Annotated in this window: 18 protein-coding genes; 2 read left to right on the top strand and 16 right to left on the bottom strand. The window is 76.1% G+C overall.

Translation table 11 applies throughout. The features are described from left to right. Positions 1-32 precede the first annotated feature (32 nt). The 5 genes from ACI795_RS12745 to ACI795_RS12725 form a co-directional block, all read right to left on the bottom strand. Positions 33-563, bottom strand: a complete 531-nt coding sequence (locus ACI795_RS12745) for a hypothetical protein (protein ID WP_457075890.1) — start codon at positions 561-563, stop codon at positions 33-35. Next, entirely contained in the window at positions 560-1480 is a 921-nt protein-coding gene (locus ACI795_RS12740; RefSeq protein ID WP_457075889.1) for a ParA family protein, read from the bottom strand. Before ACI795_RS12740 ends, ACI795_RS12745 begins: the two co-directional genes overlap by 4 nt. A 217-nt stretch (positions 1481-1697) precedes the next feature. Beyond that, entirely contained in the window at positions 1698-2645 is a 948-nt protein-coding gene (xerD, locus tag ACI795_RS12735) for a site-specific tyrosine recombinase XerD (protein ID WP_457075888.1), read from the bottom strand. A 5-nt stretch (positions 2646-2650) separates the two neighbouring features. Further along, positions 2651-3766: an alanine dehydrogenase gene (ald, locus tag ACI795_RS12730; protein WP_457075887.1), complete on the bottom strand. Its 1116-nt coding sequence runs from the start codon at positions 3764-3766 to the stop codon at positions 2651-2653. Positions 3767-3919: 153 nt separating this feature from the next. Continuing rightward, positions 3920-4363, bottom strand: coding sequence for a winged helix-turn-helix transcriptional regulator (locus tag ACI795_RS12725; RefSeq protein ID WP_457075886.1), 444 nt, complete (start codon positions 4361-4363; stop codon positions 3920-3922). 125 nt (positions 4364-4488) lie between these two features. On the opposite strand from ACI795_RS12725, the gene ACI795_RS12720 reads away from it, so the two are divergent. After that, on the top strand, positions 4489-5361 hold the full coding sequence (locus tag ACI795_RS12720) for an aldo/keto reductase family oxidoreductase (protein ID WP_457075885.1): 873 nt from the start codon (positions 4489-4491) through the stop codon (positions 5359-5361). 6 nt (positions 5362-5367) lie between these two features. Here the strand turns inward: ACI795_RS12720 and ACI795_RS12715 are convergent, their stop codons facing one another. Then, the gene (locus ACI795_RS12715; protein ID WP_457075884.1) at positions 5368-5901 is read right to left on the bottom strand and encodes a dihydrofolate reductase family protein; all 534 of its coding nucleotides are present in this window, start codon (positions 5899-5901) and stop codon (positions 5368-5370) included. Continuing rightward, positions 5898-6827 carry a helix-turn-helix domain-containing protein gene (locus tag ACI795_RS12710; protein ID WP_457075883.1) on the bottom strand — a complete coding sequence of 310 codons (930 nt, stop codon included), beginning with the start codon at positions 6825-6827 and terminating at the stop codon, positions 5898-5900. Before ACI795_RS12710 ends, ACI795_RS12715 begins: the two co-directional genes overlap by 4 nt. Before the next feature lie 119 nt (positions 6828-6946). On the opposite strand from ACI795_RS12710, the gene ACI795_RS12705 reads away from it, so the two are divergent. Next, positions 6947-7594: a hypothetical protein gene (locus tag ACI795_RS12705; RefSeq protein WP_457075882.1), complete on the top strand. Its 648-nt coding sequence runs from the start codon at positions 6947-6949 to the stop codon at positions 7592-7594. Here the strand turns inward: ACI795_RS12705 and ACI795_RS12700 are convergent. The 9 genes from ACI795_RS12700 to steA form a co-directional block, all read right to left on the bottom strand. Beyond that, positions 7579-7992 (bottom strand): GlcG/HbpS family heme-binding protein, encoded by a 414-nt coding sequence (locus ACI795_RS12700; RefSeq protein ID WP_457075881.1) that lies wholly within the window; start codon positions 7990-7992, stop codon positions 7579-7581. The two genes, ACI795_RS12705 and ACI795_RS12700, sit on opposite strands and share 16 nt — an antisense overlap. 71 nt (positions 7993-8063) lie before the next feature. Continuing rightward, entirely contained in the window at positions 8064-8648 is a 585-nt protein-coding gene (locus ACI795_RS12695; protein ID WP_457075880.1) for an NUDIX domain-containing protein, read from the bottom strand. Beyond that, positions 8648-10369, bottom strand: a complete 1722-nt coding sequence (locus ACI795_RS12690; protein ID WP_457075879.1) for a CTP synthase — start codon at positions 10367-10369, stop codon at positions 8648-8650. The genes ACI795_RS12695 and ACI795_RS12690 overlap by 1 nt, the downstream gene beginning before the upstream one ends. Next, positions 10353-12710 (bottom strand): hypothetical protein, encoded by a 2358-nt coding sequence (locus ACI795_RS12685; RefSeq protein ID WP_457075877.1) that lies wholly within the window; start codon positions 12708-12710, stop codon positions 10353-10355. The genes ACI795_RS12690 and ACI795_RS12685 overlap by 17 nt, the downstream gene beginning before the upstream one ends. Continuing rightward, complete coding sequence (locus ACI795_RS12680) at positions 12710-13867, bottom strand: glycosyltransferase family 4 protein (RefSeq protein WP_457075876.1); 1158 nt, start codon at positions 13865-13867, stop codon at positions 12710-12712. Before ACI795_RS12680 ends, ACI795_RS12685 begins: the two co-directional genes overlap by 1 nt. Next, positions 13860-15494: a murein biosynthesis integral membrane protein MurJ gene (murJ, locus tag ACI795_RS12675; RefSeq protein WP_457075874.1), complete on the bottom strand. Its 1635-nt coding sequence runs from the start codon at positions 15492-15494 to the stop codon at positions 13860-13862. The genes ACI795_RS12680 and murJ overlap by 8 nt, the downstream gene beginning before the upstream one ends. After that, positions 15491-16339, bottom strand: a complete 849-nt coding sequence (locus tag ACI795_RS12670) for a hypothetical protein (RefSeq protein WP_457075872.1) — start codon at positions 16337-16339, stop codon at positions 15491-15493. The genes murJ and ACI795_RS12670 overlap by 4 nt, the downstream gene beginning before the upstream one ends. Continuing rightward, positions 16336-17289 carry a copper transporter gene (locus ACI795_RS12665; RefSeq protein ID WP_457075871.1) on the bottom strand — a complete coding sequence of 318 codons (954 nt, stop codon included), beginning with the start codon at positions 17287-17289 and terminating at the stop codon, positions 16336-16338. The genes ACI795_RS12670 and ACI795_RS12665 overlap by 4 nt, the downstream gene beginning before the upstream one ends. Then, positions 17286-18419 (bottom strand): putative cytokinetic ring protein SteA, encoded by a 1134-nt coding sequence (gene steA, locus ACI795_RS12660; protein ID WP_457075870.1) that lies wholly within the window; start codon positions 18417-18419, stop codon positions 17286-17288. Before steA ends, ACI795_RS12665 begins: the two co-directional genes overlap by 4 nt. Between the last annotated feature and the right edge of the window lie 98 nt (positions 18420-18517).

The following is an 18517-nucleotide window of genomic DNA, read 5'->3' as shown; positions in this document are numbered from 1 at the left end:
CCAGCGTAGGACCGGTGCCCCGGGTGGTCAGCTCACTTCCGGAGGCGGCGGACGAGGACGGAGTCCTCGCCGTGCAGCTCGTAGTCGGACAACAGGACGGCGATCGCCTCACGGACGATCCGTCCCCGGTCGGCCACCACGCCGTGCTGGCCGCGCAGCGTGAGCCGGGCCGACTCCAGCGCCAGCAGCTCCTCGGCGGAGCAGTAGACGGTGATCTTCTCCTCGTGCCGGGTGCGCCCGCGGTCGGCGCGCTGGCGGGCCGCGGGCTTCGGGGCCGGCGCGGGCAGCGCGGCGCGGTGGCCGGCGAGCTCGTCGACGACGATCCGCGGCGCTCCTCCGGCCACGTCGGGCACCAGGGTCAGCGGCGCCGCGCCGGGCGGCGGCGGAGCGGTCTGCGGCTCGGCGGCCGGCCGGGCGGGCTCGGCCTTGGCGCCGCGCAGGGCCGGGGACGACTGCGCGGCGGCGAGGGTCGGCAGCTCAGTGACCGGCGCCGACGGCGCGGCCGGTGCGTCGGTGCGCCGGAACAGCTCGCTGGCTCCGGGCAGCACGGGACGGCGCGTCACAGTGCGATGACCTCCTTGGCCAGGTCGCGGTAGGCCGCGGCGCCGGAGGACGTGGGCGCCCAGGTGGTGATCGGCTGCCCGGCGACGGTCGTCTCCGGGAAGCGGACGGTGCGGCCGATGACGGTCTGGAAGACGGTGTCGCCGAAGGCCTCGACCACGCGGCTGAACACCTCGCGGCAGTGCACGGTCCGGGTGTCGTACATGGTGGCGAGGATCCCGGAGACCTCCAGCGCCGGGTTGAGGCGCTCCTTGACCTTGTCGATGGTGTCGACCAGCAGGGCGACGCCGCGCAGGGAGAAGAACTCGCACTCCAGCGGGATGATCACGCCGTGCGCGGCGGTCAGCGCGTTGACCGTCAGCAGGCCCAGCGAGGGCTGGCAGTCGATGAGCACGTAGTCGTACTCGGCGCGGATCGGGGCGAGCACCCGCATCAGGGTCTGCTCGCGGGCGACCTCGCTGACCAGCTGCACCTCGGCGGCGGACAGGTCGATGTTGCTGGGCACCAGGTCCAGGCCGGGCACGCCGGTGGCCACGCGGACGTCGGCCAGCGTCGTGGCCGGCTCCATCAGGGCGTTGTAGATCGTGCGGTCCAGCTGCTGGGCGGGGATGCCCAGGCCGACCGACAGCGCGCCCTGCGGGTCCAGGTCGACCAGCAGCACCTTGCGCCCGGCCTCGGTGAGGGCGGCACCCAGGTTGATGGTGGACGTCGTCTTGCCGACGCCGCCCTTCTGGTTGCACATCGCGATGATCCGCGCCGGCCCGTGCTGCGTGAGCGGCTTGGGGTCGGGCAGCTTGCGCTGCCGCGCCTTCGCCGGGTCCATCCGGCTGGCCGGCGCCCCCATCTCGGCATCGCCGGCCGGGGCCCCGCCGTACGGGAGCGCGACCGCGCGCCCCGCCGCCTCGGCTCGTGTCGACATGGTGTGCGCCCTCTTCCCTCGCTGGTGCCGGCCGGCGGCGTGCGCCGGCCCCGGACCCGCGACCACCGGACGGTGACCGCGCCGGGAGACCTCGCGGCACGGCGGGGGGAAGCCTCCGCACCGATCTCCCACCGGTGATCTCGGCAGCCCGGGAGGGGGACGTGACCGGTTGGCGGTCGAGTTGTCGACAAATCTGCCGACGGGCTGCGCGGGCTGGTCAGCGCAGGGCGCGGGGGTGGCTGGTGGCGTAGACCTCGCGCAGCCGGTCGACGGTGACCAGCGTGTACACCTGCGTGGTGGTCACCGAGGCGTGCCCGAGCAGCTCCTGCACGACCCGGACGTCGGCGCCGCCGTCGAGCAGGTGGGTGGCGAAGGAGTGCCGCAGCGTGTGCGGGGACAGCTCGGCGGAGATCCCTGCCCGCTCGGCGGCGTCCCGCAGGATCGACCAGGCGCTCTGCCGGGACAGCGGCCCGCCGCGGGCGTTGAGGAACAACGCTCCCCCGCGCACCCCGGTCCGCCCCTTCTCGGCGAGCGCCGGCCGCGCCCGCACCAGGTAGTCCTCGACGGAGCGGACGGCGTAGCTGCCGACCGGCACCACCCGCTCCTTGCCGCCCTTGCCGGCCAGCCGTACCGCAGCGGCGGACAGGTCGAGGTCGTCGACGGCCAGCCCGACCGCCTCGGAGATCCGTGCCCCGGTGCCGTAGAGCAGCTCCAGCAGTGCCCGGTCGCGCAGCCCGCGGGGGCCCTCCACGGAGCCGGCCGCGGTCAGCAGCGCCTCGACCTCCGCCACCGGGATCGCCTTGGGCAGCCGGCGGGCCGGGGCGGGCGGTCGCACCTCGGCGGCGACGTCGTCGGGCACCAGCCCGTCGAGCAGCGCGAAGCGGTGCAGCCCCCGGACGGCGACCACCGCGCGCGCCGCCGACGTCGCCGACAGCGGCGGGTGGTCCTGGTCGCCGGTGCGCAGCGCCACCAGGAACGCCGCGACGTCGGACTCCCCCACCTCGGCCAGGCCGCGCACACCGGTGGCCGCGAGGAACTTCGCGTACCGGCGCAGGTCCCGGCGGTAGGAGGCGATGGTGTTGGCGGCCAGCCCGCGCTCGACCGTCAGGTGGTCGAGGTACCCGGTGACCACCCGCTGCACGTCGGGGCCGGCCCCCGTCTGCACGACCGTCAGGACAGCACCTCCGCCAGCGGCTCCCACGGCAGCCCGTGCGCCGCGGCCACGCCCTCGTGCACCAGCCGGCCGGCCGCGACGTTGACCCCCCGGGCCAGCGCCGGGTCCGCCGTCACCGCGGCGTCGGTGCCGTGCGCGGCGAGGGCCAGCACGTAGGGCAGGGTCACGTTGGTCAGCGCGTAGGTGGAGGTGTGCGGCACCGCGCCGGGCATGTTGGCCACGCAGTAGAAGACCGAGTCGGCGACGCCGAACGTCGGGTCGTCGTGCGTGGTGGGGCGGGTCGACTCGAAGCAGCCGCCCTGGTCGACGGCGATGTCCACCAGCACCGACCCCGGCTTCATCCGGCCGACCAGCTCGTCGCTGACCAGCGTCGGCGCCTTGGCGCCGGGCACCAGCACGGCGCCGATGACCAGGTCGGCCTCCAGCACCGCCCGCTCGACCTCCAGGGCGTTGGAGGCGACCGTCTGCAGGTGCCCGCGGTAGAGCCGGTCGGCGGCGCGCAGCTTCTCCAGGTCGCGGTCGAGCACGGTGACCTGGGCCTGCATGCCCAGGGCGATGGTGGCCGCGTTCATCCCCGAGACGCCGGCCCCCAGGACGACGACCTTCGCCGCGTGCACCCCGGGGGCGCCGCCGAGCAGCACGCCCCGCCCGCCCTGCGCGCGTTCCAGGGTGTGCGCCCCGACCTGCGGGGCCATCCGGCCGGCCACCTCCGACATCGGGGCGAGCAGCGGCAGCGCCCCGCCGTCGGTCTGCACCGTCTCGTAGGCGATCGCGGTGGTGCCCGCGGCGAGCAGCGCGTCGGTGCAGGCGCGGGAGGCGGCCAGGTGCAGGTAGGTGAACAGGGTCTGCCCGGGGCGCATCCGGCCGTACTCCTCGGCGACCGGCTCCTTCACCTTGAGCAGCAGGTCGGCGTCGGCCCAGACGTCGTCGGCGGAGGGCACGATCCGGGCCCCGGCGGCGGTGAAGTCGGCGTCCGGGATCGACGACCCGGCCCCGGCGTCGTGCTCGACGAGCACCTCGTGCCCGGCAGCCACCAGCTCGGTGACGCCCGATGGCGTCAGCGCGACCCGGTACTCACGGTTCTTGACCTCTCGGGCGACTCCGACCCGCATCTGCTCCGACCCCCGGTCTCGGCGGGAGCCACCGGGGTGTCGGTGGTGCCACCGCGTCTGAGCGGCCCGGTCGCAGCCGCCTCGGCCGGAGTGTAGGCACCGACGGTCACCGTGGTGTGTCAGCGGCCACGCGCGGCCGGTCGTCGTCCGGCCTCAGCCGACCCGGGCGTCGTAGGCCGCGCGCTCGGCGAGCACCTCGTCCATGTGCTGCTGGGCCCACGCCTTGAGGCCGCGGATCGTCTCGTACAGCGAGAGGCCGAGGCCGGTCAGCTCGTAGCTGACCGTGACCGGCACCGTCGGCGTGACGGTGCGGGTGAGCAGCCCGTCGCGCTCCAGCGAGCGCAGCGTCTGGGTGAGCATCTTCTGGCTGACACCGGCCAGCTGGCGGGACAGCTCCGAGTACCGCATCGCCCGCGGCTCGCCACTGCACGGTCCGCCGTCGGAGTGCGGGCCACCGCTGCCGAGCGCGGCCAGCACCAGCGTGACCCACTTGTCGGAGATCCGGTCGAGCAGCTGGCGGCTGGGGCAGCCGGCCAGGAACGCGTCGTACTCCGCCTTCTCCTGCGCCCGCTGCTGGGCCGCCGTCGTCGTCGCCATGCACCGCTCCTCTTCCCCCTGGGTGCCCTACGCACTTCCAGGTGCCTGCTTCCCGTCGGGGAGTCGCCTGACCATCCTCGTACCGGGAGTCGACCGGCACCACCACCCATCCCGGAAGGCAGGACATGAGCACGCTCTCCACCACTCTCCCCGGCGGCAGCTGGACCATGGGCGACCTGACCGTTCCCCGGTTCGGCTACGGCGCGATGCAGCTCGCCGGTCCCGGGGTCATGGGCCCGCCGGCCGACCACGACGGCGCCCTCGCCGTCCTCCGCGAGGCCGTCGAGCTCGGCATCACCCACATCGACACCAGCGACGCCTACGGGCCGCACGTCACCAACCAGCTGATCCGGGAGGCACTGCACCCCTACCCGGAGTCGCTGCACATCGCCACCAAGGTCGGCGCGACCCGGGACGCGCAGGGCGGGTGGCCGCCGGCCCGCCGGCCGGAGGACGTCCGCCGTCAGGTGCACGAGAACCTGGCGACCCTGGGCCTGGAGGTGCTCGACCTGGTGTACCTGCGGCTCGGCGACGCCGAGGGGCCCGTCGCCGGCTCCCTCGCCGAACCGTTCGAGGCGCTGGTCGAGCTCCAGCAGCAGGGCCTGGTCCGGCACCTCGGGGTGAGCAACGCGACCGTGGAGCAGGTCGCCGAGGCGAGGTCGATCGCACCGGTGGTGTGCGTGCAGAACATGTACAACCTCGCCCACCGCCACGACGACGAGCTGATCGACGACCTCGCCGCGGACGGGATCGCCTACGTGCCGTTCTTCCCGCTCGGTGGCTTCAGCCCCCTGCAGTCCGCGGCGCTGTCCGCGGTCGCGGACCGGGCGGGCGAGACGCCGATGTCGGTCGCCCTCGCCTGGCTGCTGCAGCGGTCGCCGAACGTGCTGCTGATCCCCGGCACCTCGTCCACGGCGCACCTGCGGGAGAACGTGGCCGGCGCCGGGCTCCGGCTCTCCGCCGAGGACGTCGCCGAGCTCGACGCGATCGGCCGCTGACCTGGGTCAGGCCGGGCTCGGGGCCACGGCGTACCGCACGCAGACGAACTCCCCGTTGCGGGCGCACTCGAGCACCTCCAGCTCCACCCGGCGCGGGAGCAGCGGGGCGCCGCCGCCCAGGGTCACCGGCGCGACGGACACCACCACCTCGTCGAGCAGACCCCGGTCGGCGAACTGCCCGACCAGGTCCCCGCCGCCGACCAGGTACAGGTCGCGTCCACCCGCCGCCTCGCTCATCGCGGCGTGCACCGCCGCCGGGTCCTCGGCGGTGAACCGCACGTCGGCGCCGGACGGGGCCGTCAGGTCGCGGTGGGTGAACACCCACGCGGGGCGCTCCGGCAGCCAGCCGGGGTCGTGCGCGCGCACCCACTCCCAGGTCGCCGCGCCCATGGCCAGCGCGCCGACGCCGGCGATGAAGGCCGCGTAGCCCATCGGCCCGTCCGCGTCGCTGTCCCGGCTCAGCAGCCAGTCCAGCGAGTGGTCGGGGCCGGCGATGAAGCCGTCCAGCGAGGTGGCGGTGTAGTAGACGGTGCGGGTCACGGGGTCCTCCTGCTCAGCCAGTCGATCGGGTCTCCCGCGTCGACCGGCACCCCGGCCGCGCGGAACCAGTGGCGCGCCAGCAGCCGCCGGTGCGCGCCGAAGGTCAGCACGTGGGCGACCACGCTGCCCAGCACGAACGTCTCGGGCGGGTCGCAGAGCGCGTCGACGAGCCGGTCGCCCCAGGCCCCCCGGCGGGAGACCTCACGCACGAACGCCAGCCAGCGGGGCGCGGCGTCGTCGTGCCGGCCGAGCAGGGCAGCAGGGTCGTCGGCACCGCGGGGTGGGTGGTCGGCGCCCTCGACCGAGGCGAGCCAGACCTCCGTCGTCCACACCAGGTGCTCCAGCACGGCGGCGAGCGACTCCTCGGGGCCGTCCCAGGGCAGCACCTGCAGCCCGGGGGCGCGCGGGCGCCGGTACTCCTCCTCCGGGAGCCCGCACGCCGCCGCCAGCAGCGCGCGGGTGTCGTCCAGGGCGTGGTGCACCAGCAGGGCGGTGACCTCGTCGCCGGAGCGGGCGCCGGGCTCACCCGCCACCCACAGCGAGGTCGGCGGGTGGAAGTGGATGCCGTTGGGCGCGGGGAGCCAGTGGCCGTCGCGGGCGGGCGCCGGCACCCGCCGCCCCGGGGAGCGGCCGTAGGCCCGGGCGAAGGCGCGGCGGAAGCCCTCCACCGACTCGTAGCCGGCGGCGAACGCGACGTCGGTGACGCGCTCGCCCTGCTGCAGCTGCCAGGCCGCCCGCTCCAGCTCCACGCGCCGGCGCAGCGCCACCGGCGACTCCCCCGCGCCCCGGGCCACCTGGCGGCTGAAGTGCCACGGTGAGGCGAAGGCGTCCCCGGCCATCTCGGTGAGCGTGCGGTTCCCCTCGTCGAGCACCGCGTCGAGCAGCTCACGCAGCCGGTCCCGCCCCGCCGGCACGTCCTCGGTCATGCCCAGCAGTCTCCCGACCCACGGGGCGCCCGCGCCCGACCGTTCTTGCTCGGATCGCCGTCCCCGCCGGGGTGACGCAGGATCCCGGGGACCGCCCCGCCGACCCCGGAGTCCGCCCGATGCGCCTGTACGCCGACCGCCCCGACCGCCGGGCCAGGCAGATCGCCGGCGACCTCACCGTCCTGCTCTGGGCGGTGCTGTGGCTGCTGGTCGCCCGGACGGTGCACGGCGCGGTCCTGACCCTGGCCGAACCGGGCGAGGCGATCGCCGGCCTGGGCCGCTCGCTGTCCGAGGCGATGGGCTCCGCCGCCGGCGCGGCCGACGACGTCCCTGTGGTCGGCGACGAGCTGTCCGGGCCGTTCGAGGCGCTCGGGCGGGCCGGCGCCTCGGTGACCGGCGCCGGGGAGACCACCCAGGACGCGGTGCACACCCTGGCCGCGGTCCTCGCGATCGTCCTCGTCGTGCTCCCGGTGGGCTGGCTGGTGGCGCGCCGGCTGCCGGCCCGGCTCCGCTGGGCGCGGGAGGCCGGGGCGGCCGACCGGCTGCTGGGCACCGGCGGGGTGGAGCCGACCGACCTGGAACTGCTGGCCGCCCGCGCGATGGCCACCGCACCGCTGCCCGAGCTGGCCCGCCTGCCGGTGGGCACCGGGGCGGGCTGGCGGGCCGGTGAGCCGGCCGCGGTGCGGGACCTGGCCGCGCTCGAGCTGCGCCGGCTGGGCCTGGACCTGCCCCGGGACGACGGCCGGGCGGATCAGCCCACCGAGTAGCCGCAGGCCGCGACCGCGGCGGCGCACACCGCCTCGTCCTGGGCACCGGTGCCGCCGGCCGCACCGATCGCGCCGACCAGCGCGCTGTCGGCGTGCACCGGGACCGCACCGGTCTGCGGGGTGTACCGGCCACCGGTCAGCGCGGTCAGCGCCGAGACGAAGTTGGGCATGAACTCCATCCGGGTCTTCTGCACGTCAGTGGGCACCCGGAAGGCGACCGACGTCCAGGCCTTGCCCTGCGCGATCTCCGGGGTGATCCACGGGGCGCCGTCCATCCGGGCCACCGCCACCAGGTGACCGCCGGGGTCGGTCACCGCGAAGGACATCGGCACGCCGATGGCCTCCGCCTCCGCGCGGGCGGCAGCGAGCAGCTCCAGGGCCTGGTCGAGGGTCAGCACCCCGCCACCTTGTCCCGCCTGCCGGGCTGCGGGCAACCCGCGGCCCGCCCGGCGGGCGGGCCGCGGCTCCCTCAGCCGCCGTCGAGCGGGCGCAGCCGGGGGCTGGTCGTCCGGGCCTGCGCCGCGGCGAGCACGCCCACCACCGCGGCGGCGTTGCGGATCGTGCCGTCGAACACCTGCTGCACCGCCTCGCCGAGCGGCACCCGCTCGACGGTCATGTCCGCCTCCTCGTGCTCGACCACGAAGCCCTCGGGCCGGTCGACGTCGGAGAGGCCCTCGGCCAGGTAGATCACGACCTGCTCGTCGCAGAAGCCCGGCGAGGAGAAGTGCGTGGTGAGCAGCGACCAGCGCTCGGCGGCCAGCTGCACCTCCTCGGCCAGCTCCCGGCGGGCGGTCTCCACCGGCGGCTCCCCGTCGACGTCGCGCAGCCCCGCCGGCAGCTCCCACAGGTGCTCGCCCACCGGGTGCCGGTACTGCCGCAGCAGCACCACCCGGTCGTCGTCGTCGACCGCCACCACCGCGACCGCGCCCGGGTGCCGGACGACCTCGCGGACGCTGTCCCCGCCGCCGGGCATCGCCACGGTGTCCCGCCGCAGCGAGATGACCCGGCCGGCGTAGACCTCCTCCGACCCGAGCACCTCGTAGTCGTGTGCCATCAGATGCCCACCGGCTCCTCGTCCGGCACGGGCAGCCGCGCGGAGTCCTGATGGGTGGCGGCGGCCTGCACGAACGCGGCGAACAGCGGGTGCGGCCGGGTGGGGCGGCTCTTCAGCTCCGGGTGGGCCTGGGTGCCGACGAAGAAGGGGTGCACGTCGGCGGGCAGCTCGGCGAACTCCACCAGCGTCCCGTCCGGCGAGGTGCCGGAGAAGACCAGCCCGGCCTCGCTGAGCCGGTCCCGGTAGGCGTTGGCCACCTCGTAGCGGTGCCGGTGCCGCTCGGTGATCTCCGTCGCCCCGTAGGCGGCGGCGACGACCGAACCCTTGGCCAGCGCGGCCGGGTAGCTGCCCAGGCGCATCGTGCCGCCCATGTCCCCGCGACCGGCGACGACGTCGAGCTGGGTGGCCATCGTGGAGATGACCGGGTCGGGGGTGCCCGGGTCGAACTCGGTGGAGTTCGCGCCGGTGATCCCGGCCAGGTTGCGGGCGGTCTCGATGACCATGCACTGCAGGCCCAGGCACAGCCCCAGCGTCGGGATGCCGTTGACCCGGGCGTGCCGGATCGCGCCGAGCTTGCCCTCGATGCCGCGCACGCCGAAGCCGCCGGGGATGCACACGCCGTCGACCCCGGCCAGCGCCGCCGCGGCGCCCTCCTCGGTCTCGCAGTCGTCGGAGGGGACCCAGCGGATCTCCACCCGCGACCGGTGCGCGAACCCACCGGCCCGGAGCGCCTCGGTGACCGACAGGTAGGCGTCGGGCAGGTCGATGTACTTGCCGACGAGCGCGATCGTCACCGTGCGCTTGGGCTGGTGCACGCGGTCGAGCAGGTCGCCCCAGACGGTCCAGTCGACGTCCCGGAACGGCAGCCCGAGCCGCCGGACGACGTAGGCGTCCAGGCCCTCCCGGTGCAGCACCTTCGGGATGTCGTAGATCGACGGGGCGTCCGGGCAGGAGATGACGCCCTCGGCCTCGACGTCGCACATCAGGCTGATCTTGCGCTTGATGCCCTCGCCGACCTCCCGGTCGGACCGGCAGACCAGCGCGTCGGGCTGGATGCCGATGCTGCGCAGCGAGGCGACGGAGTGCTGGGTGGGCTTGGTCTTCTGCTCCCCCGAGGGCGCGATGTAGGGCACCAGCGAGATGTGCAGGAAGAAGCAGTTGTCCCGGCCGATCTCGTGCCGCACCTGGCGGGCGGCCTCCAGGAAGGGCAGCGACTCGATGTCCCCGACCGTGCCGCCGACCTCGGTGATCACGACGTCGACCCGCTCGGAGCTGTCCGCGACCGCCATGATCCGGGACTTGATCTCGTTGGTGATGTGCGGGATGACCTGGACGGTGTCACCCAGGTACTCCCCGCGGCGCTCCTTGGCGATGACGTCGGAGTACACCTGCCCGGTGGTCACGTTGGCCCGCCCGTTCAGGTCGGTGTCCAGGAAGCGCTCGTAGTGACCGATGTCCAGGTCGGTCTCGGCGCCGTCCTCGGTGACGAACACCTCCCCGTGCTGGAAGGGGTTCATCGTCCCCGGGTCCACGTTGAGGTAGGGGTCCAGCTTCTGCATCGTCACCCGCAGGCCCCGGGCGGACAGCAGTGCACCCAGCGAGCTGGCCGTGAGGCCCTTGCCCAGCGAGGAGACCACGCCGCCGGTGACGAAGATGAACTTCGTCGGCTGCGAGTTGGGGAGAAGGGACCCGCGGTTGCTGTTCTCAGCCAGTCGACCCACGGACGCCCACGTTAACACGCGGGTCACCGTCGCCCGGCTCCGCTCCCGGGGCACCGCTCCCCGGCACGGCGTCGGCGTCCGCGGGGGCGGGGGTGCCGGCGGCGAGCCAGACCAGCAGCGGCACCAGCACGGTGGCCGCGGTGGCCGGCAGCGCGACGCCGCTGTCGTTGACCAGGGCGCCGACGGTGAGGCTCAGCGCCACCGCGGTCAGCCCGGCCCGCAGCACCCGCAGCTGGGCGCCGGGGAGCCCGGCGGCCGGCCGGCCGGGCCTGCTGCGCAGCCGGCCGCCGGGCCGCAGCAGCCAGATCGCCGCGAGCAGGGCCACCAGCAGCGTCCAGGACAGCGGGCTGCCGGTGAGGATGGCGAGGTTGGCCGAGGCCTTCCGGCTGACCACCGTCCACGCCTCGCCCTCGATCAGCTGCCCGACGAAGCGGCCCAGGTGGCTGCGGTCGTCGGCCGGGCCCATCCAGTCCAGCACCGCCACCGAGCCGACGACGACGACGGCCGCGGCGAGCACGAGCGCCAGCCGCACGACGGTGACCCGCACCCGGGCCAGCAGCATCCCCAGCACGACGAAACCCGGGACGGCGGCGAGCACCCCGCCGAAGTCCCGGCCCAGCGGGGGGGCGCCGACCAGCACCACGGAGACCACACCGGCGGCCAGCACCGGCAGCGCCCAGCGCAGCCGGGACGGCCCGCCGGTCCCGGACGACCGGCGGGCCCACCACGCCGCGCCGCCCGCGGTGAGCAGCAGCGCGCTGACCGCGAACAGCCCGAAGGTCAGGTTGCCGTACCCGGTGAACCGGCCCGCGACGATCGCGTCGTAGCCGAGCAGACCGTTGAGCTCCAGCGGGGAGCCGGACAGCACGTCGCCGACGAGCGTGACCAGGGTGGCTGCCAGCACCACGACCGCCGGCCCCAGCCGTCCGCGCCGCCACGGCCCGGCCGCGGCGACCCCGCCGACGAGGAGTGCGGAGCCGGCCACCACCAGCGCGAGCGTGACCCGCGGGCTCGCCGTCCGTTCCCAGGGGACGACGCCCGCCAGGTAGGTGGCCACCGGCACCGACGCGACGACCAGGGCGGCCAGCCGCAACGCGCTGCGGACCCCGCCGGGCACGGCGCGGGGCCGGCGCAGCCCGAGGAGGAGCACCGCGGCCGCCAGCAGCAGCCCGTTCAGCACCACCAGGGTCCAGAAGAAGGTGCTGGTGCTGCGGTGGTGCACCACCGCCCCGGTGTTCGCCCGTTCGAGTTCGGTGATCGCCTCGGCCAGCGGCGGGCGCTCGCCGGCCACCTGCACCGGCTGCCCGTTCATCGACGACGGCCGTGCCACGCCGAGCGCCCGCAGCACGGTGGGGGCGACGTCGATCAGCTGGGTGAACGGCGCCCGGCCGGTGCTCGCCGAGCTCAGCCAGCCGGGCTCGTAGCCCGGCCCGGAGACCATGCCGACGTGCAGCTGCGGGCGTCCGTCGTTGACCACCGAGACCCCCTGCAGGACCAGCAGGGTCTCCCCCGGCAACCCGGCGACGGCCTCGCGCAGCACCCCGACGGCGGCGTCGACCTGCCGCACCGCCCAGGGCCGCGCCTCGGCCCGGGTACCGGTCTCGGTCTCCTGCTGGCTGGAGCGGCCGGCGTCGGTCAGCTGGTCCAGGGAGACCGCCGTCAACGGGCACCCGGCGAGCAGCGCGGCCACGTCGGTCCCGTCGGCGGGCAGCCGGTCGACGACGGTGAACCGACTGTCGGGACCGGCCACCGCCAGGGAGGCAGCGCGGCCCACGGCAGTGCTGCAGTCGACCGCGTCGCCCAGGGCGCCGGGCCGGGCGCCGAACCGCGTCGTCGCCGCGTCCTGGGTCACCCGCTCGACGGTGCTCCGCGGCTCCAGCAGGCCGACCTGGGCCACCTGCTCCTCCAGCCCGCAGAAGGACAGCGTGGTGTCGACCGGCGCGGCCGGCGCGGCACCCTCCTCCTCGCCCTCCTCCGGCACCGGGGCGCTGGGCAGCGGTACCGGTGGGATCGGCTCGAACGGGCCGGGGTAGCGCGCGCGGTTGCCCGCGCCCAGCGTCGCCCAGCCGTCCAGCAGGCAGGTGGTGGACCGCGCGGCGCGGACCGACACGGCCGAGATCCCGGAGTCCTCGGCCAGGGACCACAGCTGCGGGGTGGCCTCGGGGTCCAGGTCCGACCACAGCAGCCCGGGCACCCCGACCACGAGCACCCGGTCGGCCCGCCACCGGTCCTCCGCCGCCCCGTCCGCGGCGGTCGCCGGCGCGGCGGTCCCGGCGAACAGGCCGGCCAGCACCCCGGACAGCAGCACCAGGACCGCGACCGCCCGGGCGGCCCGGGCCATCAGCGCCGTCCCCGCGGCGGGCCGAGCAGCTCCCGGTAGAGCGCGACGAGCTGGGCGGCGGTGGCCGCCTCGTCGGGCCAGCTCGCCGCCTGCCGCGGGCCGGCGGCGCCCAGCCGGGCGGTCCGCGCCGGGTCGGTGAGCACCTGCGCGACGGCCTCGGCCAGCGCACCGGAGTCGCCCACCGGCACCAGCTCGGCGGCGTCGCCCACCAGCTCGGGGATGCCGCCCACCCGGGAGGCGACCAGCGGCGTCCCGGCGCGCAGCGCCTCCTGGGCGGTCAGCGACCGGGCCTCCCAGACCGAGGGCAGCACGCAGACGTCGGCGGCGCCCAGCAGGTCCGCGACGTCGGTTCGGCGGCCCAGCAGGGTGACCGGCAGCTGCTCGGCCCGGATCCGGGCGGCGAGCTCGGCGTGCAGCGGGCCGTCGCCGGCGATGGCCACCAGGGGCGGCGGCTGCAGTCGCGGGTCGGCCACCCAGCGGGCCACCGCGTCCAGCAGGACGTCGTAGCCCTTCTGCGGGTGCAGCCGGCCGACGGCGACCACCAGCGGCCGGACGTCGTCGTCCAGGCCCACCTCCCGGCGCACCTCCGGCCGGGGGCGCTGCGGCGGCGGCAGCGGGGGCGCGGCCACCGGGGCTACCCGGACGTCGCGGGCACCGAGGCGGCGGGCGTTCTCGGCGAGGTCGCTGGAGGCCGCCAGCACCACGTCGGCGCCGCGGATCGTCGCCCGCTCGGCGACCTGCAGCACCCGCCGGCGCAGCCCGCCGCCCTCGGGCAGGGCGTTGTGCAGGGTGACGACGAGCGGCCGGCGGTGCTGCCCGGCCAGCCGGCGGGCGGCCGCGGCGACCAGGCCGGCCCGCAGGCCGTGGGCGTGCACCAGGTCGGCGCCGGCGGTCGCCCGGCGCAGCGCGAGCACGGCGCGCAGGTCGGCGGCCGGGTCGAGGCCGGCGGAGATGCCGACCGGGCGGAAGTCGGCACCGGTGGCGGTGAAGCCGAACAGCTCCTCGGTGGGCTGCGGGCCGCACACCCGCACCGAGGCACCGGCCCGCCCCAGCGGGGCCAGCAGGGAGCGCAGGTGGGTGCCGACCCCGCCGGTGCTAGTGGCGAGGACCTCGGCGATCCGCCGGTCGGCCAACGGGGACCCCTGCGGGTCAGCCATCGGTCCCCACCTCCTGTCGCGCCGGTCCGCGCAGCCCGGCGACGGCCGCGAGCAGCGGCCGCCGGGCGGTGCCCACCATGATCGCACCGGCGACCACGAGCACGACCGCACCGGCGGCGCTGCCGGACAGCAGCGCCCCGAGCACGCCGTCGGGCACCGGGTCGGCGCCCAGCAGGCGGCCGGTCAGCAGACCCGCCGCACCGCCCAGGACGGCGGCGGCGAGGGCGGCTCCCCCGGCGTGCGCCACCCCCTCCAGCGCGCCTGCGCCGGCCACCCGGCCGATGACCAGCAGCAGCGCCAGGCCCGCGACGGTCACGCCGACGGTGTGCCCGGCGGCCAGTGCCAGCGCCCGGTCCCCCGCCGGCAGCGCGGCGGAGAGCACCAGGTCGGCGGCGACGGCGACCAGCCACCCGCCGGCCACGCATGCGGTGGGTGCCCGCCAGAGGCCGCGGGCGTAGAGCGCCCGGGACAGCAGCGCGACCAGGCCGTAGCCGAGGAGCCCCGGAGCGAAGGCGGCGATCGCCGACTGCAGCGCGCCCGCGGCACCCGGGTCGTCGGGGACGGCGAGGAACACCCGGGCGACCGGCCCGGAGACGGCGACCAGTCCGGCGGCGGCCACCGCGCCGGCGACCACGGTCAGCACCACCGCCGGCGCCAGCGTGCGCCGGTAGCCCTCCTCGTCACCGACCGCGGCCCGCTCGGTCAGCCCGGGGTACACCGAGGTGGCCAGCGGCACGGCCAGCGCTGCCCACGGCAGCAGGAAGACGGTCATGCCGGCGAAGTAGACGGTCTGGGTGCCGTCCGGCGCGCCCGCGTTGGCCAGCCGGATCGCCACCACGGCGACCAGCTGCTGCCCGGCGAGGGTGAGCACCCCGGCCAGCGCCAGGCGGCGCACCCGCGGCGCGGCACCGACCGGGAAGCGCAGCGAGGGCCGCAGCCGCAGGCCCAGTCCGCGCACCGGCACCAGCAGGGAGCCCGCCAGCGCGAGCACGCCGAGCGTCGTCCCGACCCCCAGCACCAGCTCGGCGGTGGTGGACAGCCCGTCGACCGAACGGCTGCCGTCGAGGGCGGCGAACAGCAGGTAGGTGCCGGCGACGACGAGCGTGGAGAGCAGCGGCGCGACCGCCGGGCCGGCGAACCGGCGGTGGGCCTGCAGCACGCCGGTCAGCACGACCGCGATGCCGTACAGCACCACCTGGGGGGCGAAGACCAGCAGGAAGCGCGCGGCCAGGTCGACCTTGGCCGGGTCCCCGGCGTCCCCGCCCAGCAGCACCGTCGCGATGGGTCGGGCGAGCAGGGCGAGCAGGGCGGCCAGCGGCACGAGCACCAGCAGGGCCCAGCCCAGCAGCGCCCCGGCGGTGCGGCGGACCTGCTCCCGGTCCCCCGCTGCGATGCCACCGGCGAGCATCGGCACGACCAGGCTGGCCAGCGCCCCGCCGGCGACCACCTCGAAGACGATGTTCGGCACGTTGTTGGCCGCGAGGTAGGTGTCCGCGGTGGTGTCCGCGCCGACCGCGTTGGTGAAGACCACCGTGCGGCCGAAGCCGGCCACCCGGGACAGCAGGGTCAGCGCCGAGATCAGCAGCGCCGCACCGGCGACCCCGGCGGCGACGCGCCGGGCACTCACGCCCGTCGGCGGCCGAGCCGGTCCAGCTCGCGCAGCCCTGGAGTGGCCTCGATGACGCGGGTGAAGCTGATCCGCTCGCTGGCCAGGGTCAGTGCGGCGATGCCGGTCAGCAGCCCCGCCCGCGCCGGGCGCCCGGGCAGCGCGGCCAGCCGCAAGCCGAGCAGCGCGCCGACCGCGTTGGCGCCGCAGTCACCGAGCATCACCCGCTCGCCGAGGTCGGCGGGCAGCACGCCGAGGGTCGCCCCCAGTGGGCCGGCCACCAGCCCACCGGCGGGGCCACCCGCGGTGGCCGAAGCCAGCAGCACCGCGGCCTTGCCCGCGCGGCCGGGGCGCAGGTCGAGCAGGTTGACCAGGTTCGCCGTCCCGGCGACGAGCCCGGTGGTGAGCACGCCGTCGACGAGCGCCCCGGCGCCGGTGCCGCGACGGGTCAGCACGGCGGCGACCGCGGCTGCCGCCCCGATCCCGGCGACCTTCACCGCGCCGGCCGAGACGCGGCCGGCGCGCAGCGCGGCCAGGTGGCCGGCCAGCCCCTTGTCCCGGGCCTGCTCCGGCCGGGCGCCGGCGAGGTCGTCGTAGCCGCCGACCAGGCCGGCGGCGGCGCCGACGACGAGCGCGGCGGCCCGCTGCCCGGTGGGGGCACCGGCCACGGCGGTGCCGGTGGCCGTGGCGGCCAGCACCGGGCCGCCGAGCAGCGTGACCGGCCGGCCGGCGTAGTTGGTGCGGCGCCAGCGCGCCCCGGCCGGGCGGGCGGTGAGCGCGGCGGTGCCGGCGAGACCGGCCCGGGCCGCGAGCGCCCCGGCGGCGGTGAGAGCGAGCCTGCGACGGGCGCGTCCCGGGGGGGTCACGAGACCGGCGCCGGCACCGGCTGGGCGTCCTCGCCCGTCCCGTACGCCCCCGACGTGCCCGTGCCCTCGGCGACCAGGGCCAGCACCGTGCTGATCCGGCCGGCGGGCGCGGTGACGTTGTCCACGGTGGACACGTTGTCGCTGGCCCCGGGGTCGGCCCGGACGGCGGCGATCAGCCCGCCCTCCTCGGTCGCGGCCGCGTCACCGGCGACGACGGCCCCGGAACCCTGGGCGTCGAGGGCGGTCACCAGGTCGACCAGCGCCGCGGCGCGCGCCTCGGCGTCCTCTCCCTCGACGCCGCCGGAGGTGAGCACGACCGCGTAGTCGGCCGGGCTCACCGAGGTGGTGTCGCGGCTGAGCACGTCCAGCTCCTCGAGGCCGGCGAGCACCTGCGAGGTGGCGGCGGTGTCCGGTGCGACGCCGGCGCCCTCGTCGCCGTCACCGGGCACCATCAGCACCTGCGCCAGCACCGAGGCGACGAGCTCGCCGGTGTCCGCGGTCTCCGCGGGCACCACCCCTGCCGGCAGCCCCGGGCCGCTGACGTAGCTCTCCAGGCTGCTGGCGGTGGAGGGGTCGGCGTAGGCATCGGTGAGCCGGATCGTGCCGGTCACCGTGGCGCCGGCGCTGCCCAGCAGCGCGGTCACGCCCTCGACCACCTCGGTGTCGACCTCGCCGCCGGCGACCACGAGCACCACGCTGCGCCCGGCGAGCCGGTCGGCGACCAGGACCGGGCCGACGGCCTCGTCGAAGCCGCCGTCCTCCGCCAGCTGTGCCTGCAGCTCCCGGGTCTGGTCCTCCAGACCCCGCTTGTCCTCCTGCAGCTGGCTGACCTGGTTCTGCAGGTTGGTCAGCACCGGCCCGTTGAGCTGGGTCGTGCCGATGACGATGCCCAGCGCCACGGCCAGGAAGACCGCGATCAGCGAGACCAGGTGGTAGCGGAAGTCGATCACGAGAAGAGGTTCTCCAGCCAGAACACGAAGCTGTCCCATTGGTCGATGAGCAGGTCCAGGTACACCCGGCCGGCGGTCGAGACGGCCAGCGCCGCCGCGATCGAGGCCAGGGCGGCGAGGACCAGCAGGGTGAGGGCGAGGGTGGAGATCCGGCTGCGGTAGAGCCGGCTCACCCCCTTGGCGTCGACGAGCTTGCCGCCCAGGCGCAACCGGGTGAGGAAGGTGGAGGCCATGCCCCCGCGCCCCTTGTCCAGGAACTCCACGAGGGTGGCGTGCGTGCCCACGGCGACGATGAGCGAGGCGCCCTTCTCGTCGGCCAGCAGCATGGCGATGTCCTCGCTGGTGGCCGACGCCGGGAAGGTGATCGCCTCGACCCCCAGGTCCAGCACCCGCTGCAGCCCGGGGGCGCGCCCGTCGGCGTAGGCGTGCACGACGACCTCGGCGCCGCAGCGCAGGACGTCGTCGCTGACCGAGTCCATGTCGCCGATGATCATGTCCGGCTGGTAGCCGGCCTCGCGGATCGCGTCGGCGCCGCCGTCGACGCCGATGAGCACCGGCCGGTAGTCACGGATGTAGGACCGCAGCGCCGCCAGGTCCTCCTTGTAGTCGTACCCCCGGACGACGACCAGCGCGTGCCGGCCCTCGATCCGGGTGCGGACGTCGGGGACGCCCACGCCGTCCAGCAGCAGCGCGCGCTCGCGCTTCATGTACTCCATGGTGTTCGCGGCGAACGCCTCGAGCTGCGTCGACAACCCGGCCCGCGCCTCGGCCATCGCCGCGTCGACGGTCTCCCGGGTCTGCTCGACCCCCTCGGCGACCACGGTGTCCCCGGCGTAGAGGCGGTTGCCCTCGACCCGGACCTCCGTGCCCTCCTTGAGGGTCTCGAAGACCTCCTTGCCCACGCCGTCGATCAGCGGGATGCCCGCCTCGACGAGGATCCCGGGGCCGAGGTTGGGGTAGCGGCCGGTGGTGCTGGGCGCGGCGTTGACCACCGCGGCGACCTTGGCGGCGACCAGCGAGTCGGCGCTCACCCGGTCCACGTCGGCGTGGTCGATGACCGCGACCTCGCCGGGCCGCAGCCGCTTGGTGAGGTTCTTGGTCCGCCGGTCGAGCCGGACGGTGCCGGTCACGCCGGGTCCCGTCGAGGACGCCCGTCCGCGCCGCAGGGTGCCGATGCGCATCCCTTGATGCTCCCACGGGCCGTCGGGACCCGATGCCCGACGCGCGA

Source organism: Modestobacter sp. SYSU DS0290 (genome assembly GCF_054050955.1).
This window is presented reverse-complemented; position numbering and strand designations above follow the sequence as displayed.